Consider the following 15,805-nt stretch of genomic DNA (forward strand, 5'->3'; position numbering starts at 1 on the left):
AATCCCAGCTTTGCCTGGAAGCCAACACTGGCCGGGGAGTTCCCCTCGATCGCGCTGGTGTTGGATAACCCGTTTGCGCTGATTCCCTACCGCACTCGCGATGAACGCACGGTGATGGCCTCGGCGGTGTATCCGCATCAGTCAGCCAACTGGTGCCGCTTCCTCAACGTGCCGCCTGACTTCACCAAAGTCGCTGAGGTGTTCGGCAATTGGGACGCCTTCGAACTGGAGGATGCCGCCAATGCGGCCGGCCTGCCGGCGTGTGTGGCCCGAAGCCCCGAGGAGTGGCTGGCCCATCCGCACGGCGCATTGCTGGCCAGCCAGCCCGTCATCGGCTTGACCCGCATCGGTGACGCACCGCCGCGCGAGCTGGGCCCGTCCGACCGGCCGTTTGGTGGGGTGCGGGTGTTGTCGTTCACCCATGCCATCGCCGGGCCCACGGTGGGACGCGTGCTGGCCGAGCAGGGCGCCGACGTGCTGGGTGCGACCCGCCCGAATGATTTCGAGCACGACTGGGTCTACTTCGAAGCCAACATCGGATCCCGCAGTGCCTGGCTGGATTTGACCAAAGACAGCGGAAAGGCCAACGTCGACCGGCTGCTCGGCGACGCCCACGTCGTGGTCAACAACCACCGCGGCCTCAAACTAGAGAAGCTCGGGATCGATCCCCACGAGCTTGCGCAGACCCATCCCGGGCTGGTGCACGTCTCGCTCACTTGCTACGGGTCGGCCGGACCATGGGCCAACCGCGGCGGCTTCGACATGAACGGGTCGGCGGCGTCCGGATTGATGATGATCGAAGGCGGCCCCGATCATCCCCAGCTGCCGCCCACCGGGCTGATCAATGACTTCGTCACCGGCTACATGGGCGCGCTGGGCGCGGCCGCCGGCCTGATCAAACAACAGACCGAAGGCGGCAGCTGGCACGTCACCGTCAACCTCACCCGCAATGCCATGTGGTACCAAACCCTGGGATTGGTCGACCCCGGCGACGCCGGTTGCGACGACGGGCACAGCATCGGCGTCCCCGACGCCTACGACGCCGACACTCCGATGGGGCGGGTCCACATGCTCGCCCCACCGGTGAGCTTCAGCCACACGCCACCCGGCTGGCCCGATCCCATCCTGGTCCCTCGTGGGTCCAGCCGGCCCGAATGGTCCAGCATCAGCCGTTAGAACACCTGAGAGCGAGCGACAATTGTCGTGTGGGCGATGGGGTAGACGAGCTGGATGTCGCGTTGCTCGATGCGCTGCACCTCAATCCGCTGGCCAGCTTCGAAGAACTAGGCGCGGTCCTGGATGTTTCGCCGGTGACCGCGGCGCGGAGGTGGCGTCGGCTGGTCTCCACCGGCCGGGCATGGGTGTCCTCTGCGCCCGGCCCCCAGCTGCCGATCAAGGCTGCCCTGTTCGAAGCCGAGTGCCAACCCGGCGCCGCGTCGGCCGTGGCCAACGAGTTCGCCGCGATACCACAGGTGTTCAGCGTCAACATCACGACGGGTAGAGACAACATCTACGCCTTGGTGGTTGCCGCCGATCAACCGCTGCTGGCCGAATTGCTCGTCGACACACTGCCGGCAGTCTCCGGCCTGAACCGGGTCCAGTCGGCGCTCCTCACCCAGTTGTTCAACGGGACGCGCTGGCGCCTGGGCGGTTTGAGTCCCGATCAGGTTCGGGCGGTAACACCCGAACCTGCCAAGACCAATCCGCCGCATGAATTCGACGCGTTCGATCGCGAGCTGTTCTTGGCGCTGCAACGCGACGGCCGGCTCAGTTTCCGTGATCTGGCCGCGGTGGCCGGGCGGCCGGAACCGACCGTGCGCCGCCGCATGAGCTTGTTGACCAAGGCCGGAATGCTGGTGTTCCGAACGGATTTCGCACGGGTACAAGCGGGTTGGCCAACTGCGGTGGCGCTCAAGCTCAGTGTGACCGGGTCAGCGGTGGCCGCAGTGGGCCGCACACTGGTCCGATATCCGGAGACCAGGTTCTGTGTCGCGGTCACCGGCGGCGGAACGGCCGACATCTTCGTCACGATGCAGCTGCACAACGTATCCAACCTCGACCCGGTGGTTCATCGATTGTCGGCGGAACACCCGGGCGTGGCAGTGCTCGACAGCCGCGTGGTGCTGCGCTCCGTCAAGTCATGGGGACGGCTGCTCGGGCTCGACGGACGCGCACAGGACGTCGTCCCCGTGGACCTCTGGGCGCCAGTGACCTGATGTCAGGGACGGTTGGGCGCCGGCTGCCGCCGCGCGGTTCGAGATTTCTCCGGAGGCAATGAGCCGGAACCGTCGGATATTAGACACGAGCGAAGTACAATCCGGCGTGTGATGACCCCGTCAAACCCCTGGGGGAACGAACGTGGGCAGCTGTCGCATCGGTTGCAGGTGCAGAATCAGACCCTTCGTCGCAGGCAGGCGCGACGACTGAGTCGGCGCTTCGCGCGGGTCGGCGTCAACACCCCGCCCGATCGGCTCCGGCAGATGCTGGCGGGTGCGCCCGTCACCGCTGGCGAGGTGGCGGACGTCAACTTCGCCTTCATCGCGACCCGGTTGAAGCGGGAGCAGTTCGTCGCGAAGTTCAAGCGCCTGAAACGCCGCGGCGCGCGGTCGCTCATCTTTGTGGGTCTGGTTCTAGTCACGCTGAACTTTTTGTTCTGCATGGCCTATTTCTTGTTCAGCTTGACCCTTGAGGCCGCGCCGTTGTGATTCGCCGCGTCTGACTGTGGGTCAACCGTTGACGTCGGGAAAGGTCGCGGCGGCGAGCTGGAGAATTTCCTCGCGATCGGCGGCCAAGATGAACCCTGACTGGATCGACGAGTCCAGCGCCGCTGTGAAGCGTTCCAGATAGTCCGCAACTCCGCCGGGGTAGAGCCGGCGCACGGCGGCGTCGTCGAATGGTTCGCCGGAGCCAAAAATCGACGACATCGTGCTCTCCTCGGTGCCGACACCGGAAGTCCGGGCAATCGGCACGTCAGCCCACGGCGTCCGGACGCCGCCCCGCGCGAGCCCGTTCGCATCGACAATGGGCTGGGGTGGCTCGGCATCGCTGAGTTCGATGGGTGCGGCACTGGTCGCCGGCTGGCTGGTGCGCACCCACCGGCAGAGCTGCGATAGCGCCGCCTGCAGAACGTAGTGGTGCTGCGGTGCGAAGTTGATGAAGTGATCCAGTTGCTGACCCATCAACATGTTGGTCGGCGCGTAGGCCGCGACGATATCGGTCAGCGCCGCAGAGCCGGTGTCGATCGGTGTCACGAGGATCGTGTAGTTGTCGGCATGAGCGGTGCCGGCGATCTCCCAAACCCGAAGTTGTTGGCTATCAGGCTGCCTCGCGCTGTAGTAGCCCCGTCGCCGACCGCCGAAAAGATCTGTTTCGGTGATGATGGTGACGAGCGGGACACGCAGGTCTGGACGAAACTTCACCGCCTGGGATGCGCTGCTGTCCAGCACGTCGAAAGTCGAGCCGCCGTCCAGTGGCGCGGCGGGCCCGAATCGCGAATGCACCAAGAAGCCGTCGTAGACTTGGGCGAGCGGGTCGATGGCGTTGATGTATGTCGTCAGGAACAGCGCGGATTGCGACTCACCCAGAGCAACGACGTGTTCGGCCTGTAGCTCGCGCAGAACGCCATTGCGCTGCCCATCCCTGATGATTCGACCGGCCTGGGTGAAGATGTCGTAGCAGAACGTATCGCCGGGATGCCGAAGGGCCGCATACCGTTTCGGATCCTGGCTTTTCAGCGACATGTCCACGCCCATCAAGTTCGTGCCGCCCTCGACGCCGACGCGTTGGGCCGACACCGCGACGTAGGCGTAGCCGGCGCGAACCATTTCGCGGTGCGCCATCATCCACACTGCCGGAGCGTCGATGCCGCCGCTCACATTCAGCCACTCAACGAGTACCGTCCCGTTGAACTGCGCTCGATCCGCCGGCGTCAGCACCACCATCCGGGTGGTGAAATCGGCCGAGCCTGCGGGTGTCACGCTCCATCGGCCGTCGGGGCCGAGTTCGGCGGCTGAGCTGAAGGACGACGCTGTTCCGGACATGAAGAATTCCTCGGCGACATAACCCAAGCTGGCTACGTCGAAGGCGCCCAACAGAAGTGCGGGTTTGCCCGGCGCCGGCGTGACCGTTAGTTGATCCGCCACGATGTCACCACGACTAACAGTGAAAGGAACGCAGCCGGAACGCCAGTGATCGGCACATGCGCATCATAGCTTGACGTGCTCCTTGGACTAGAAGTCCAAGGATTCCCGTAGCGGCTTAGGCCATGAAATCGCGTTCATGGCACACCCTTTGCCGGATCCCGGCTGGTGGGAGCCCCTGGCTAGTCGCAACGGATGAGTGATGCGGTCAAGGTCCATTTGAGTTGCTTCCTAAGCGTTTTCGAACTTAACGGCCCAGAGTCGGAGATGGATATCTTATGGCAAGTCAAGTCGTTAACGGTCGCGACACGACGACAGCCGTGCCGTTGGCAATGCGGGACCCGGCTCGGTTAGGGCGGCGACTCAAATCAAAACTCAGAGCCCATCGGAGAAATCGGCGCTGAGCCAGCGGTCGGGGCGGACGGTGAACAGCACACTGCTTTGACCGTCCATGCTGCGGACGAACGCGCGTCCGCCTTCCTCGCCGAGGTAACGGATCGCAATGGCTTCTCGCACCTCCGCCGGTGTGGGCGTGGTGGTGTCGACGACGGTGCCCTCCACGACCACGTACTGGTACGGCGGCTCCTCGTTCTGGACGACCAGCGTCACCGCGCCGGCCCGCTCGATGAGCTTGGACTTGCGCGCCCCCGCGCCAGTGTTGATCCGGATGTTCCCGCCACGCGTGTAGTCGTACCACATCGGGACACTGGCCGGCGGCCGGCCGTCGGCGGCCACGGACAGCACGCCCACATGTTTTGCTGCGAGGAACTCTTGACGCTCGGTCTCGGTGAAAGCTTTCATACGCGCCTCAACGCGCGGAGTCCGCGAGGCTATTCCGCCGTTCCCGGCGCCATGTGCCATCACTTGTCCAAAGCGAGGATCAGCTTGCCGGTGTTTTCTCCGCGGAACAGCCGCAGCAGCGTCCCCGGGAAGTCACCGACGTCGCCGTGCTCGATAAGCTCATGTGATCGCAGTTCGCCGGTGTTGAGCCACTTCGCCAGTTGCGCAATGCCGTCCGGGTAGCGATCGGCGTAGTCGAAGATGACAAAGCCGGTCATGGATGCGCGCGCGACCAGCAACTGCATGTAGTTGGACGGTCCCCGCGGAGTGTCGTTGTACTGCGACACCGCACCGCAGAGCACGATACGAGCGCCGCCGGCGAGCCGGCTCAGGGCGGCTTCCAGCGTTGCACCGCCGACATTGTCGAAAAAGACATCGATGCGGTCGGGTGCGTGGGTTTTCAGCTCTGCGCGCAGGTCGGCGCTCTTGTAGTCGATTGCGGCGTCGAAACCGACGTCCTCGACGAGCCAGCGACACTTTTGCTCGCCGCCGGCGATACCGACGGCTCGGCAACCCTTGATTCGCGCGATCTGTCCCACAATGCTGCCCACCGAACCGGCCGCGCCGGACACCAGCACGGTTTGGCCCGACTCGGGCCTTCCGACGTCGAGCAATCCGAAATAGGCGGTCAGACCGCTGATGCCGAGAACCCCCAGATGCACGGTGGCCGGTGCCAAGGTGGTGTCGATTTTGTTCACGTCGGCGCCGTTGGACAGTGCAAAGCGCTGGACGCCGAATATCCCGGACACCTCGTCCCTTACCGCGAATCCGGGATGGCGTGATTCAACGACGTGCCCGACGCCGAGCGCCCGCATCACCTCGCCGATCTCCACCGGCGGCACATACGAGCGGCCGGCATTCATCCAGGTGCGCATTGCCGGGTCGATCGATAGATAGTCGACCTCGACGACGAATTCACCATCGGCCGCAACGGGTTTGGGCTCCTCAACGATCGTCCAGTCCGTGGCCTTCGGCAACTCCACTGGACGCGCGGCCAGCCGGCATTGGGTGTTCACAGCGTTCACCAGGCGGTCTCCCGGTCTGGTGAGGTGACTCGACAACTTTGCGCGGCGCACTGCAGCGCGGCCCGACCGGCCGGGTCTTCGGCAGTTACCGGTATCGCCGCGACGGTGTCTGCCCCGGCTTCAAGATAAGCCCGCAGCCGGGCGGCGACCTGTTCCGGAGTACCGACTGCGGCCAACTGCTCGGCCAGCTCGAGGGGAATCGCCGCCGCCAACTCCGACCGGCGCGCGCCGCTGCGGGCCCGCTCGACGAATTCGGCGAACCCGAGCTCGCAGAACATCTCGCCGTAGCCGGGTGGGGCAAGGTAAATGGCCAGCTGATTAGCTAACTGCCGCAGTGCGGCCGCACCGGGTCGGACGGCGACCGGTACCCACACCGTCAGGTGCGGCGCCGTGCGACCTGCCGCCGCGGCATGATGGTCGACCTGTTGGCGCACCTGCGCGACCCGCTGCGGCGACGCCAGATTGAGCACCACCTCGTCGGCGAGCCGCGCCGCCAGCCGCGTCATGATCGGGCCGAACGCGCCGACTCCGATGCGGGTGTCCGGGAGCGGGTGACGCAACCGAAATCCGTGGCTGCGGACAAAGCGCCCGTCATAGTCGGCGCGCTCGCCACGCAGGATCGGTCGGAGGCATTGGATTGTTTCGCGCATGCGCGCTGCACTGTGTGACCACTCGCGGTCATGCCAGCCTCCCACGATGATTGGGCTGGAGGCGCCCAGCGCGATGTCGATCTGACATCCGGTGAGGGTCGCCACCGAGCTGGCTCCCAGCGCGATCGCTGCCGGGTTTCGCACGCTGATCGGCAACGGTCCCACGTTCAGCCGTAATTCCGGTGCGCGCATACCGACCGCGGTGGCTAAAGCGAAGGCGTCGAAGCTCGCCATTTCGCCGATCCACAGTCCGGTCAGTCCAGCGTCGTCGGCGGCCGTGGCGATGTCCAACGCCTCCTCGTCGGGCCGGTCCAGCCAGAACGGCAGCACCGCTTCGATCGGCGCCCTCACAGCATTGCCGCCTCGGTGGCCTGGCCGAGCAGGATGCGGCCGGGCAGCTCGCGAGATGCCTCATTCACCTGGAAGTGCGCGGTCGCGGTGAAGGCGTCGCGGAAGCGCCGCTGCAACGGTGCTCCGTCGTAGATGGCACTGCCCCCGGCGAGGTCATACATCGTGCGCACCACGTCGGCCGAGACGCGCACCCCGTGCGTGGCGGCCAGCCGTAATCGCGTGCGCGCCTCCAGCGGAACGGGAGGTCCGTCCTGACTTGCTTGCCACGCCGCGTCAATGGCCTGGTAGTACCCCGCCCGCGCAGCTTCCAATGCCGACTCGGCCGAGGCGACCGCCGCCTGGATGGTGGACCGCTCGGCAAGCGTGCGACTGGCTGCGACGCCCTTTTTGGTGCCGGCGAGGTCGACGAAATTGTCGATCGCCGCACGCGCGTTGCCCATCGCGGCCGCGGTGATGCACGCCGCGAAGAATCCGAACGGCGGGAATCGGTACAGCGGCCGGTCGATCACCGGCCCGTCGAATATCGAGACCACCCGCTCATTCGGGACAAAAACCTCGTCGGCGACGCTGTCGTGACTGCCGGTGCCACGGAGGCCGAGGGTGTGCCAGGTGTCCAGGATCTGTAGCTGCTCGGTCGGCAACGCGACCACGGCCGGGCGATCCTCGAGCACGCAGCCGGCGAACAGCACGTCGGCGTGGGTGATGCCGCTGCAGAATGCCCACCGCCCCGACACCACGACGCCGCCGGGCACGCGACGGGCCTTGCCCTGCGGAGCCCACACACCGGCGGCCACACCGCGTCCGTCGCCAAACAGCTCGTCACGGCTCACCGGCGGCAGATAGGCAACCAGCAGGCTGCTGGTGATCGCGATCGACACGCACCAGCCGGCCGACGCGTCGCCGCGCGCCACCTCCTCGGCGCAGCGCAGTGCCGTGCCGGCAGGCAGCTCCAGAGCGTCGGCCTCCACCGGCGCCCCTGCTCGCAGCAGACCCGAATCTCGCAGCACGCCAACCAGTTCGGCGGGAAGTCTGCGGTCAGAGTCGATTTGATCTGCCATGCCACTTGCTAAATCGGCGATTTCGCGGGCCCGTAACACGACGGGCACGGTGGCGACTTCGGTGTCCTGCATACTGCCTCACTTTGCGCAGACGAGCTGGGTGGTTCAATTACCTTACCGCATGCGGTTCAGATTATGAACCGGTACATTATGAGAACCATGGACTACCCCGACCTGTCCCACCGCTTCCAAGGCGAGTCCGTTGCCCGGGCCCTGGAGGTCGTCGGCGAGCGTTGGACACTGCTGATCCTGCGCGAGACGTTCTTTGGGGTCCGCCGTTTTGGCCAGTTGGCTCGTAACCTGCAGATTCCCCGGCCCACGCTGTCGTCACGCCTACGCACCCTCGTCGAAAACGGGCTGCTGGAAAAGGTGCCCTACGCGCGGGATCCCGACCGTCACGAATACCGGCTGACCGCCTCCGGCCGAGACCTGTTCGCTGCGATCGTGGTGCTCATGCAGTGGGGCGATCAACACCTTCCGCAGCCCAAGGGTCCGCCAATCGTGTTGCGCCACCAGCCATGCGGGCACATCGCCGACCCGGTTCTGGTGTGCTCTCACTGCCACAAGAAGATCACCGCACGCAACGTCACCCCCGAGCCCGGACCCGGCTTCCAGACCGAACAACCCGCGCTCACCGGCGCGCCGCTCAGGCGACCCGAAAAACCGGAAAGAGGTCGACGATCCGCTCGAACTCGGTAAGCGGCGCGTGACGGTCGACCGGGAAAAACGGGCGCGCCCCCGCCGCCACTTCGAGGTATCGACGCAAGATCGCGGCGCGGTTATCGGACAGGTCCTCTACCAAAGACACGTCTTCGGGTCGACCGCGCCGCAATACTGCGTGGCCATCGGCCCGCAGGTTGCGCGCCCAGTTCGTCTTCTGGCCGAGCATGGCCACCAGATAGCGCTCGCCCTGGTAGTCGGCGACGACCACCGGGAACGAAATCATCCGCCCGACTTATGGCCACGCACTTCCAGGGTGGCGGCCCCGCTAGGCCCGATGCCGGCCGCAAAACTCAAGGCGCCCAATCGGTTTCCGATGCGCGCTGACCATCCGGGACGGCCACCGCGATACTGCCATCGTTGAATCGCACTTATAACCCCACTCAGCATGCCTTCACAGTACTGCGGGCTCGCTGGCCGGCGAACGGTTACATCTGCGCCCAAACGATTTTCGTCTGCAGGTAGGTCGCGATGCCGGCCTTGCCCGATTCGTAACCCCAACCGGATTGCTTGTAGCCCCCGAACGGCATGGAGTGGTCGAACTGCATCTGACAGTTCAGGCCCACGGTCCCGGCCTTCAGCCGCTTGGCCAGCCGGTGTGCGCGGCCCAGGTCATTGGTCCAGGTAGTGGCGGCCAGCCCGTAGGTGCTGTTGTTGGCCAGCGCGACGGCTTCGTCCTCGTCGTCGAACGGCAGGATGGTGACCACCGGCCCGAAGATTTCCTCCTGGAACAGCCGGCTGGAATCGGGGTCGACGTTGGTGACGACGGTCGGGTGCACGAAGTACCCCTTGCGGTCGAGGCGATGCCCGCCGGTGACGAGCTCCACGCCGTCAGACTTGCCCTGGTCGAGGTAGCCCAGGACGCGGGTGAGCTGCTTCTGGCTGATCAGTGGGCCGACCATGGCGCCCTCGTCCTTGGGACCACCCAGCTGCATGACGTTGGCCATGTTGGCGATGCCCTCGACGACCCGCTCGTAGACGCCGCGCTGGGCGAAGATGCGTGACCCGCACACGCAGGCCTGACCGGAGTGGATGAAGGTGCCGAACGACGCCATCGGAATGGCCAGGTCCAGATTGGCGTCGTCGAAAATCACCACCGGGGACTTGCCGCCGAGTTCCAAGGTGACCTTGTTGAGGTTGCTGTCCGCCGCGGCGTGCACGATCGCCCGACCGACCTCGGTCGACCCGGTGAACGCGACCTTCTCGACGTCGGGGTGCGCGGTGATGGCCGCGCCGGCGGTGTGGCCGTAGCCGTTGACCAGGTTGACGACGCCGTCGGGTACGCCGGCCTCGGCCAGGATCCGATCCAGAACCAGCGCCGAAAGTGGTGTCTCCTCAGCGGGTTTGACGACGCTGCTGCAACCCGCGGCCAGTGACGGCGCAAGCTTGGCGCAGAAGTTGAACACCGGACCGTTCCACGGGAAGATCAGCCCGACCACGCCGTAGGGCTCTCGAAGGGTGTAGGTGTGCATGTGCGAGTCGACACCGGTCAGGCCGCCGGTGTTCACGTCGCGCGCAATGCCGTCGATCTTCGTGCACCACCCGGCGTAGTAGCGAAACCACTCGGATCCAACCTTGGTGATGATCTGCGCTTGTGCCGGCGGGATGCCCGCGTTGAGCGATTCGAGCTCGGCGAGGACGTCCGCATTTTCATCAATCAGATCGGCGACCCGCCACAACACCTTGGCTCTGTCGTAGTCGGGCAGACCGGACCACACCCCCGACTCGGCCGTCGCCTTCGCACGGGCGACCGCATCGTTGATGGCGTCGGGGCCGCAATCGGTGAACTCGGTGATCTGCTCTTCGGTGGCGGGGTCGATGATCGGAATTACGTCACCGGTGCCGGGTCGCTTACGGATCTCCTCCAGCACAGCCTGCACCGTCATAGACGTATCCCTTTCGCCTCGCTGCGACTCTATCTCTGTAGAGATGGATTCACGAGTGTAGCTCAGCGCCGATACGGTCCTCTAGATAGGTCGCTTCGTAGGACGGTGGCGCAGGTGCGCTCAGGCCGTCGCGGAATTTAACCGCCGATGACTTTGCGATAGGCGCGTGGACCCTGGTAATCGCTGACGGCGAAGTGCCAGGTGGCCTGGTTGTCCCAGATAACGAAGTCGCCGGGGTTCCAACCGAATCCGACGGTGTAGTTGGGCGACGATGCGTGCGCCAGCAGGAACGGCAGGATCGCTTGGCCCTCGTTCGGTTCGATACCGGTGAGCCGGATCGCCGACGAACTGAGGAACAGACCCTTGCGGCCGGTGTGGCGGTGGGTACGCACCACCGGGTGCTCGATTGTCTCGGTCACCGGCGGCCGGTTGTAGGAGCCATCGCCCGGGTAGGCGCTGTACACGGCGCTGACCTTTTCCAAGAGCACCTTGAACGGCCCCGATAGCCCGTCGTATGCCGCCTGCAGATCGGCCCAGAGCGTGCGCCCACCGATCTCGGGCACCACCTCATAGGTCAGCGACTCGATGTTGAACGGTGGGTTGCGCCACGTGCCGCCCACGTGCCACGTCGAGGCGCCGCTCGCCTGCTCGAGATCGAAGGTGTATACCAGCCGATTGTCCGGATCCCGGTGCAGCCACAGCGGGTGGTCGAACGGCTCATCAAAGATTCGCACCGCTTCGACATGCGCATCGGGCGACAGATGCTGCTTGCGAAACACCAGGATCTTGTGCCGCCAGAAGTCCTCCCGCAGCGCGGCGGCGGTTGATTCGTCGACACCGTTGGCCAAGTCGATGCCGGCGACCTCGGCTCCGAGGACGGGGCTGACCGGCACGAGTGCATACGAAGCGCTTCGGGTGGTCGTCATCTGTATCCCCTTTGCCTAGCTTGACGCCATCGTAGGTTTCGTCGCGCCCGAGGCGGAATGGTTTTGATCCGGGTGCGCGGATGCAGTTAGCACCTCCGAGACGATCGCATATCCCAACGGCGACTTAGCATTTCATGCGTTACTGTTGCCATGTGCAAGGTACCAACCGAGCCCGACAACATGATCGCCGTGGCTGGCCGGTTTAGAGTGGCTCAGCCAAGCCGCAGCGTCGGACAGGAGAAGACAATGCCGTTGCCGACAGATCAAAACCTTTTGAACCTCAGTGACAAGATCCTGGCGACCTTCGCTCAGATCTTCGGCGAGCATCCCGGGATTCGTCCAGCCCACGGGAAGGGCACCCTACTGAATGGCACCTTCACACCCTCTGCTGCCGCGGCCGACCTGTCGATCGCTCAGCATTTCCAGCAGGCCTCCACACCGGTCCTCGTACGATTCTCGGACTCGACCGGGTTGCCAAACATTCCAGACACCGATCCCAACACTCTCCCCAAAGGAATAGGGGTCCGATTCATCCTGGCCGAGCACGTGCACACTGACGTCATCGCTCATTCAATCGATGGCTTCCCAACACGCACCGGCGAAGAATTCCTCGAATTCCTGGGCGCGCTGGCAACCAGTGACCCGGCCAACCCGGCGGGCTCGCCGCTAGAGGCCTTCCTGGGTTCACACCCGGCCGCGTTGCGTTTCGTGCAGATACCCAAGCCCTTCCCGGCCAGCTTCGCGCAGGAATCGTTTTTCGGCGTGAATGCGTTCAAGTTCAGCAACGCGTCGGGCGAGAGCAGGTTCGGGCGCTACCACATCACCCCGCAAGCGGGGACCTCCTACCTCGATGAGTCCGTAGTGCAATCCAAGGATGACAACTACTTGTTCACCGAGCTCGCCGAGCGCATCGCGGCCGAACCGGTGCGCTTCACACTGGCGGTGCAACTCGCCGACGATGCAGATGTGGTCAACGATGCCACCGTCCACTGGCCGTCGGATCGAGAGATCCGGGAACTGGGAACTGTTGAGCTGACCACACCGGTCACCGACGACGCCGCACAGCAGAAGCACGTCATCTTCGACCCCATCCCACGGCTGGCGGGAATCGAGCCATCCGACGACCCCCTGCTGGAGCTGCGCGCCGCGGTCTACCTGATCAGCGGGCGCAAACGCCGAGCTGCGTAGCCCCCGGGAATGGGCTAGGGAGTGACTGAGTTCGTTTAGAGGTGTTGCCCGCGAGAACTGATGGAGATTCGGCGTGACGACTGGCAGCCGTGTCGATCTTTCCGATTTCCTTGCCGTCCACCGGGCCGACCCGCTCGCAGCACCGCAGCTCGCAGATCTCGCGATCGAGTGCTCCGCTAGGTACGGCTACGACGCGGAAACAGCTGAGCTGAAGCGCATTTGGAAGGCCTCGGCATGAAGTTCCTGCTGATCACGCTCATCACTCATGTACCGGATCCGGTCACGGGTGAGAAGAAGAGTCCTGCCGATCGGCTGCGCGGTGTCCTCGACAAGGCCGTGCTCGCCGAAGAATTGGGGTTCGACGGCTTTGCGGTTGGCGAGCGTCACGAGGATCCGTTCATCTCCTCATCTCCACCGGTAGTGCTGAGCAACATTGCGGCTCGCACATCGAAGATCGGGTTGTTCACCGGGGTGACGACGTTGAGTCTGCTCGATCCGGTCCGCGCATTCGAGGACTATTCGACGCTCGACAACCTGTCCGACGGGCGGCTCGAGCTGATCATAGGCAAGGGTAACGGCGCGGCACAGGCCGAGTTGTTCCACGTGACCACCGACGATCAATGGGACCGCAATCGCGAAGGTTACGAGCTGTTCCGACTGCTTTGGGAGAACGAACACGTGACGTGGTCTGGCCGCTTCCGGCCGCCACTGGTCAACGCCAAGGCACTTCCCCGCCCGCTGCAGAGCCGAATCCGAATCTGGCACGGCAGCGCAACGAGTAGGGATTCCGTCGACCTCGCCGCTCGTCACGGTGACCCGATCTTCTCCGCGAATGTCAGCAATCCCATCGAGCCCTACGCCGCGCTGGTTCGTCACTACCGGGAGCGGTGGGAGTTCTATGGCCACCAACCCGAGGACGCCCTGGTCGGCGCCGGAACCGCCGGTTTTTACATAACTTCGACGTCACAGGAAGCGGTGGCCACCTACCGTCCGATGTTCGAGGCACGCCTGGCTGCGCAGCGCCGCGTCGGGATTCCGGTGGTGTTCGAGTCCATCGAGGATTTCGTCGAGCGAAGCTCAGCATTGGTTGGTAGTCCCGAGCAGGTGATCGACAAGGTGGGTCGCTATCACGACCAGCTCGGGCACGAAGTGATGCACCTGAGTGCCGATGCCGACGGTGTGACGACCAACCAACAGCGTCGTAGTCTCGAACTGTTTCAGTCCGACGTCGCGCCCGTTCTGCGTGAACGCATCCCGAGTCGGCCGCTCAACTCACAATTGGTTCGGCTGAAGGTCAAAAGCTAGGCACCAGAGCGCATCCTACTTCCAAGCGAAGACCGGTTGCTCCAGGTCGTCGACCGGATCGTGGCGGCCCTCCAGGCATAGCCAGCGCAGCTGGAGCAGCACAGCACCAGTCGGTGCGTGGATGAGGTCGTTTCCCAAAGGTATCTGCACAACCGGCCGTGGGCTCTCCGGAATGGTAACGAATCGCGGCGAGTCCGCGCGCTGCAATTGGTGCAGCCCCACTCGGTAAACCGCCACGACCTCGTCGGGCGCCGGCCGGGGGTCGAGCCGTCCGCCTGCCCAGATCACAACCGGGGTGATGACGTATCCGGACCGAGTCGGATAGTCGTCGAGCAGGCCCAACACGGTCGGGTCGGCCAGTTTGACGCCAACCTCCTCGTCCAGCTCCCGCAGCGCGGCGTCGACCGCGCTTTCCCCCTGGTCCACACGACCGCCGGGAAGTGCCCACTGCGCGGCGTGCGACGTAAGGCGAGAGGCCCTGCGGCACAAGAGGAACGCGGCACCGCCGGACACGTCGACCATGCGGCCGTCGAGACCGGCCTGCGGCATCGGGCGCCCAGCGATCCAGTCGTCCACCGGCGCCGGGTCAATCCTGTCCTCCCCGACCTCTGAGTCGACTAGCACCACCGCGACGGCCGCGTGCCGCTTCGTCCCGTCGGCCACGATGCGACGGTCATGACCCGCCAAATGATCTCGAATCTGCTCACGCAGCACTTCGTCATAAGGGAGGGTCATTTCCCGAGCCTAAAGCGAACTGAGTTTCGATGCGTTCGCCGTAGTGCTGTTTGACTGCTTCTGCCAGCGTGGGAGACGATGACCGCAACCCGTAGCGGTCAGGGGAGGTTGTGAGTCGAAATGGCTGACATCACCAAGCTGATCCGCGCTGACCATGACTGGTTCCGCGAGCGGTTCGCCAAGCTGGACGATCTGCAAGCGCAGACGCCGATCGACCACGCCGCACTCGAGCGAGTATGGCGTCCGCTCGGCGAGAAGCTTGACCTACACGCCTACATCGAAGAGAAGATCTTCTATCCGCAGCTGCTCAAGCGCGGCACCGACGATCCCGAAGGCGAGACGCTCGACGCCATCGGCGATCACAACGACATTCGCGATGGAGTGCGCGCCGCGAACGCGGCAACTATCGGCACCGACCAATGGTGGGCGGCGGTCGGTCAAACCCGCAAAGCCAACGACGACCACATGAGCGAAGAGGAACGGGAAGGACTTTCAGACTTCCGCCGCCATGCCCCCATCGGCCTTCGTGAATCGCTCGGGCGGCAGTACAGCGAGTTCATGGCCCAACATCGCACCACCAAGGGAATACCAATCATCGACCGCGATCCGCAACGCTACGTCGAGGAACTCGAGAACCCCTCGCTGTCCCAACGCACGGACTACTCGCTGCGCATCGGCAGCCTGAAAGGCGAATGATCGGGAGCACCATGGCCAATTCCCACCGCGACGTCGTGGCCATCACGCAGCTGGTGAATCTCTATGGGCTGGCCGTCGATAGCCGGCAGTGGCACCTGTTTGATTCGATCTTCACTGCCGATGTGGACGCTGACTACGGCGCGTCTGGTGCGCAAGGCTGCCGATGGCAGCCCGCTCTGGGACGGCACGGGCTGGTACGACGACACGTTGGTGCACACCCCGGGTGGCTGGCGGATCTGCGGCCGGATCTGCCGCATCACCTGGTGGACCGGTAACCCGTCGGTCA

General features: G+C 64.7%; 17 protein-coding genes and 1 pseudogene. 9 read left to right on the forward strand and 9 right to left on the reverse strand.

Annotated elements, in window-relative coordinates:
* The 3 genes from ACLQI9_RS15975 to ACLQI9_RS15985 form a co-directional block, all read left to right on the forward strand.
* Positions 1-1,176, forward strand: a 1,176-nt coding sequence (locus tag ACLQI9_RS15975) for a CoA transferase (protein ID WP_442391910.1), incomplete at its 5' end; no start/stop codon positions are given.
* A 29-nt stretch (positions 1,177-1,205) separates the two neighbouring features.
* Positions 1,206-2,216, forward strand: coding sequence for an Lrp/AsnC family transcriptional regulator (locus tag ACLQI9_RS15980; RefSeq protein WP_442391911.1), 1,011 nt, complete (start codon positions 1,206-1,208; stop codon positions 2,214-2,216).
* A gap of 111 nt (positions 2,217-2,327) precedes the next feature.
* Positions 2,328-2,705: a hypothetical protein gene (locus tag ACLQI9_RS15985; RefSeq protein ID WP_442377474.1), complete on the forward strand. Its 378-nt coding sequence runs from the start codon at positions 2,328-2,330 to the stop codon at positions 2,703-2,705.
* 21 nt (positions 2,706-2,726) lie between these two features.
* Here the strand turns inward: ACLQI9_RS15985 and ACLQI9_RS15990 are convergent, their stop codons facing one another.
* The 5 genes from ACLQI9_RS15990 to ACLQI9_RS16010 all read right to left on the reverse strand — a co-directional run bounded on the left by ACLQI9_RS15990 (position 2,727) and on the right by ACLQI9_RS16010 (position 8,135).
* On the reverse strand, positions 2,727-4,142 hold the full coding sequence (locus ACLQI9_RS15990) for an alpha/beta hydrolase domain-containing protein (protein WP_442391912.1): 1,416 nt from the start codon (positions 4,140-4,142) through the stop codon (positions 2,727-2,729).
* A gap of 372 nt (positions 4,143-4,514) precedes the next feature.
* The gene (locus ACLQI9_RS15995) at positions 4,515-4,940 is read right to left on the reverse strand and encodes a pyridoxamine 5'-phosphate oxidase family protein (RefSeq protein ID WP_442377478.1); all 426 of its coding nucleotides are present in this window, start codon (positions 4,938-4,940) and stop codon (positions 4,515-4,517) included.
* 59 nt (positions 4,941-4,999) lie between these two features.
* Positions 5,000-6,004, reverse strand: a complete 1,005-nt coding sequence (locus ACLQI9_RS16000) for an NADP-dependent oxidoreductase (protein WP_442377480.1) — start codon at positions 6,002-6,004, stop codon at positions 5,000-5,002.
* A complete protein-coding gene (locus ACLQI9_RS16005; protein WP_442391913.1) occupies positions 6,001-7,005 on the reverse strand; it encodes an LLM class F420-dependent oxidoreductase in 1,005 nt (334 codons plus the stop codon). Before ACLQI9_RS16005 ends, ACLQI9_RS16000 begins: the two co-directional genes overlap by 4 nt.
* Positions 7,002-8,135, reverse strand: a complete 1,134-nt coding sequence (locus tag ACLQI9_RS16010; protein WP_442377484.1) for an acyl-CoA dehydrogenase family protein — start codon at positions 8,133-8,135, stop codon at positions 7,002-7,004. The genes ACLQI9_RS16005 and ACLQI9_RS16010 overlap by 4 nt, the downstream gene beginning before the upstream one ends.
* An 87-nt stretch (positions 8,136-8,222) precedes the next feature.
* Between ACLQI9_RS16010 and ACLQI9_RS16015 the strand changes: the two are divergent.
* Positions 8,223-8,684 (forward strand): annotated as a pseudogene (locus ACLQI9_RS16015) (winged helix-turn-helix transcriptional regulator); the annotation flags it as partial.
* A 25-nt stretch (positions 8,685-8,709) separates the two neighbouring features.
* Here ACLQI9_RS16015 and ACLQI9_RS16020 read toward each other — a convergent pair.
* The 3 genes from ACLQI9_RS16020 to ACLQI9_RS16030 all read right to left on the reverse strand — a co-directional run bounded on the left by ACLQI9_RS16020 (position 8,710) and on the right by ACLQI9_RS16030 (position 11,595).
* Entirely contained in the window at positions 8,710-9,009 is a 300-nt protein-coding gene (locus ACLQI9_RS16020; RefSeq protein ID WP_442391914.1) for a hypothetical protein, read from the reverse strand.
* Positions 9,010-9,211: 202 nt separating this feature from the next.
* Complete coding sequence (locus ACLQI9_RS16025) at positions 9,212-10,669, reverse strand: aldehyde dehydrogenase family protein (RefSeq protein ID WP_442377488.1); 1,458 nt, start codon at positions 10,667-10,669, stop codon at positions 9,212-9,214.
* A gap of 137 nt (positions 10,670-10,806) precedes the next feature.
* Complete coding sequence (locus tag ACLQI9_RS16030) at positions 10,807-11,595, reverse strand: TauD/TfdA dioxygenase family protein (protein ID WP_442377490.1); 789 nt, start codon at positions 11,593-11,595, stop codon at positions 10,807-10,809.
* Between the two features lie 246 nt (positions 11,596-11,841).
* Between ACLQI9_RS16030 and ACLQI9_RS16035 the strand changes: the two genes are divergently transcribed.
* From ACLQI9_RS16035 to ACLQI9_RS16045, 3 genes are all read left to right on the forward strand, one after another.
* Positions 11,842-12,783 (forward strand): catalase family peroxidase, encoded by a 942-nt coding sequence (locus ACLQI9_RS16035; RefSeq protein ID WP_442391915.1) that lies wholly within the window; start codon positions 11,842-11,844, stop codon positions 12,781-12,783.
* Between the two features lie 73 nt (positions 12,784-12,856).
* Complete coding sequence (locus tag ACLQI9_RS16040; protein ID WP_442377493.1) at positions 12,857-13,021, forward strand: hypothetical protein; 165 nt, start codon at positions 12,857-12,859, stop codon at positions 13,019-13,021.
* Complete coding sequence (locus ACLQI9_RS16045) at positions 13,018-14,088, forward strand: LLM class flavin-dependent oxidoreductase (RefSeq protein WP_442377495.1); 1,071 nt, start codon at positions 13,018-13,020, stop codon at positions 14,086-14,088. The genes ACLQI9_RS16040 and ACLQI9_RS16045 overlap by 4 nt, the downstream gene beginning before the upstream one ends.
* A 15-nt stretch (positions 14,089-14,103) precedes the next feature.
* Here the strand turns inward: ACLQI9_RS16045 and ACLQI9_RS16050 are convergent, their stop codons facing one another.
* A complete protein-coding gene (locus ACLQI9_RS16050; RefSeq protein WP_442377497.1) occupies positions 14,104-14,823 on the reverse strand; it encodes an NUDIX hydrolase in 720 nt (239 codons plus the stop codon).
* A 120-nt stretch (positions 14,824-14,943) separates the two neighbouring features.
* On the opposite strand from ACLQI9_RS16050, the gene ACLQI9_RS16055 reads away from it, so the two are divergent.
* Positions 14,944-15,519 carry a hemerythrin domain-containing protein gene (locus ACLQI9_RS16055; protein WP_442377498.1) on the forward strand — a complete coding sequence of 192 codons (576 nt, stop codon included), beginning with the start codon at positions 14,944-14,946 and terminating at the stop codon, positions 15,517-15,519.
* Between the two features lie 11 nt (positions 15,520-15,530).
* On the forward strand, positions 15,531-15,794 hold the full coding sequence (locus ACLQI9_RS16060; RefSeq protein WP_442377500.1) for a nuclear transport factor 2 family protein: 264 nt from the start codon (positions 15,531-15,533) through the stop codon (positions 15,792-15,794).
* The last annotated feature ends 11 nt before the right edge of the window (positions 15,795-15,805 follow it).

The organism is Mycobacterium sp. (assembly GCF_052143115.1).
Taxonomy (GTDB): domain Bacteria; phylum Actinomycetota; class Actinomycetes; order Mycobacteriales; family Mycobacteriaceae; genus Mycobacterium.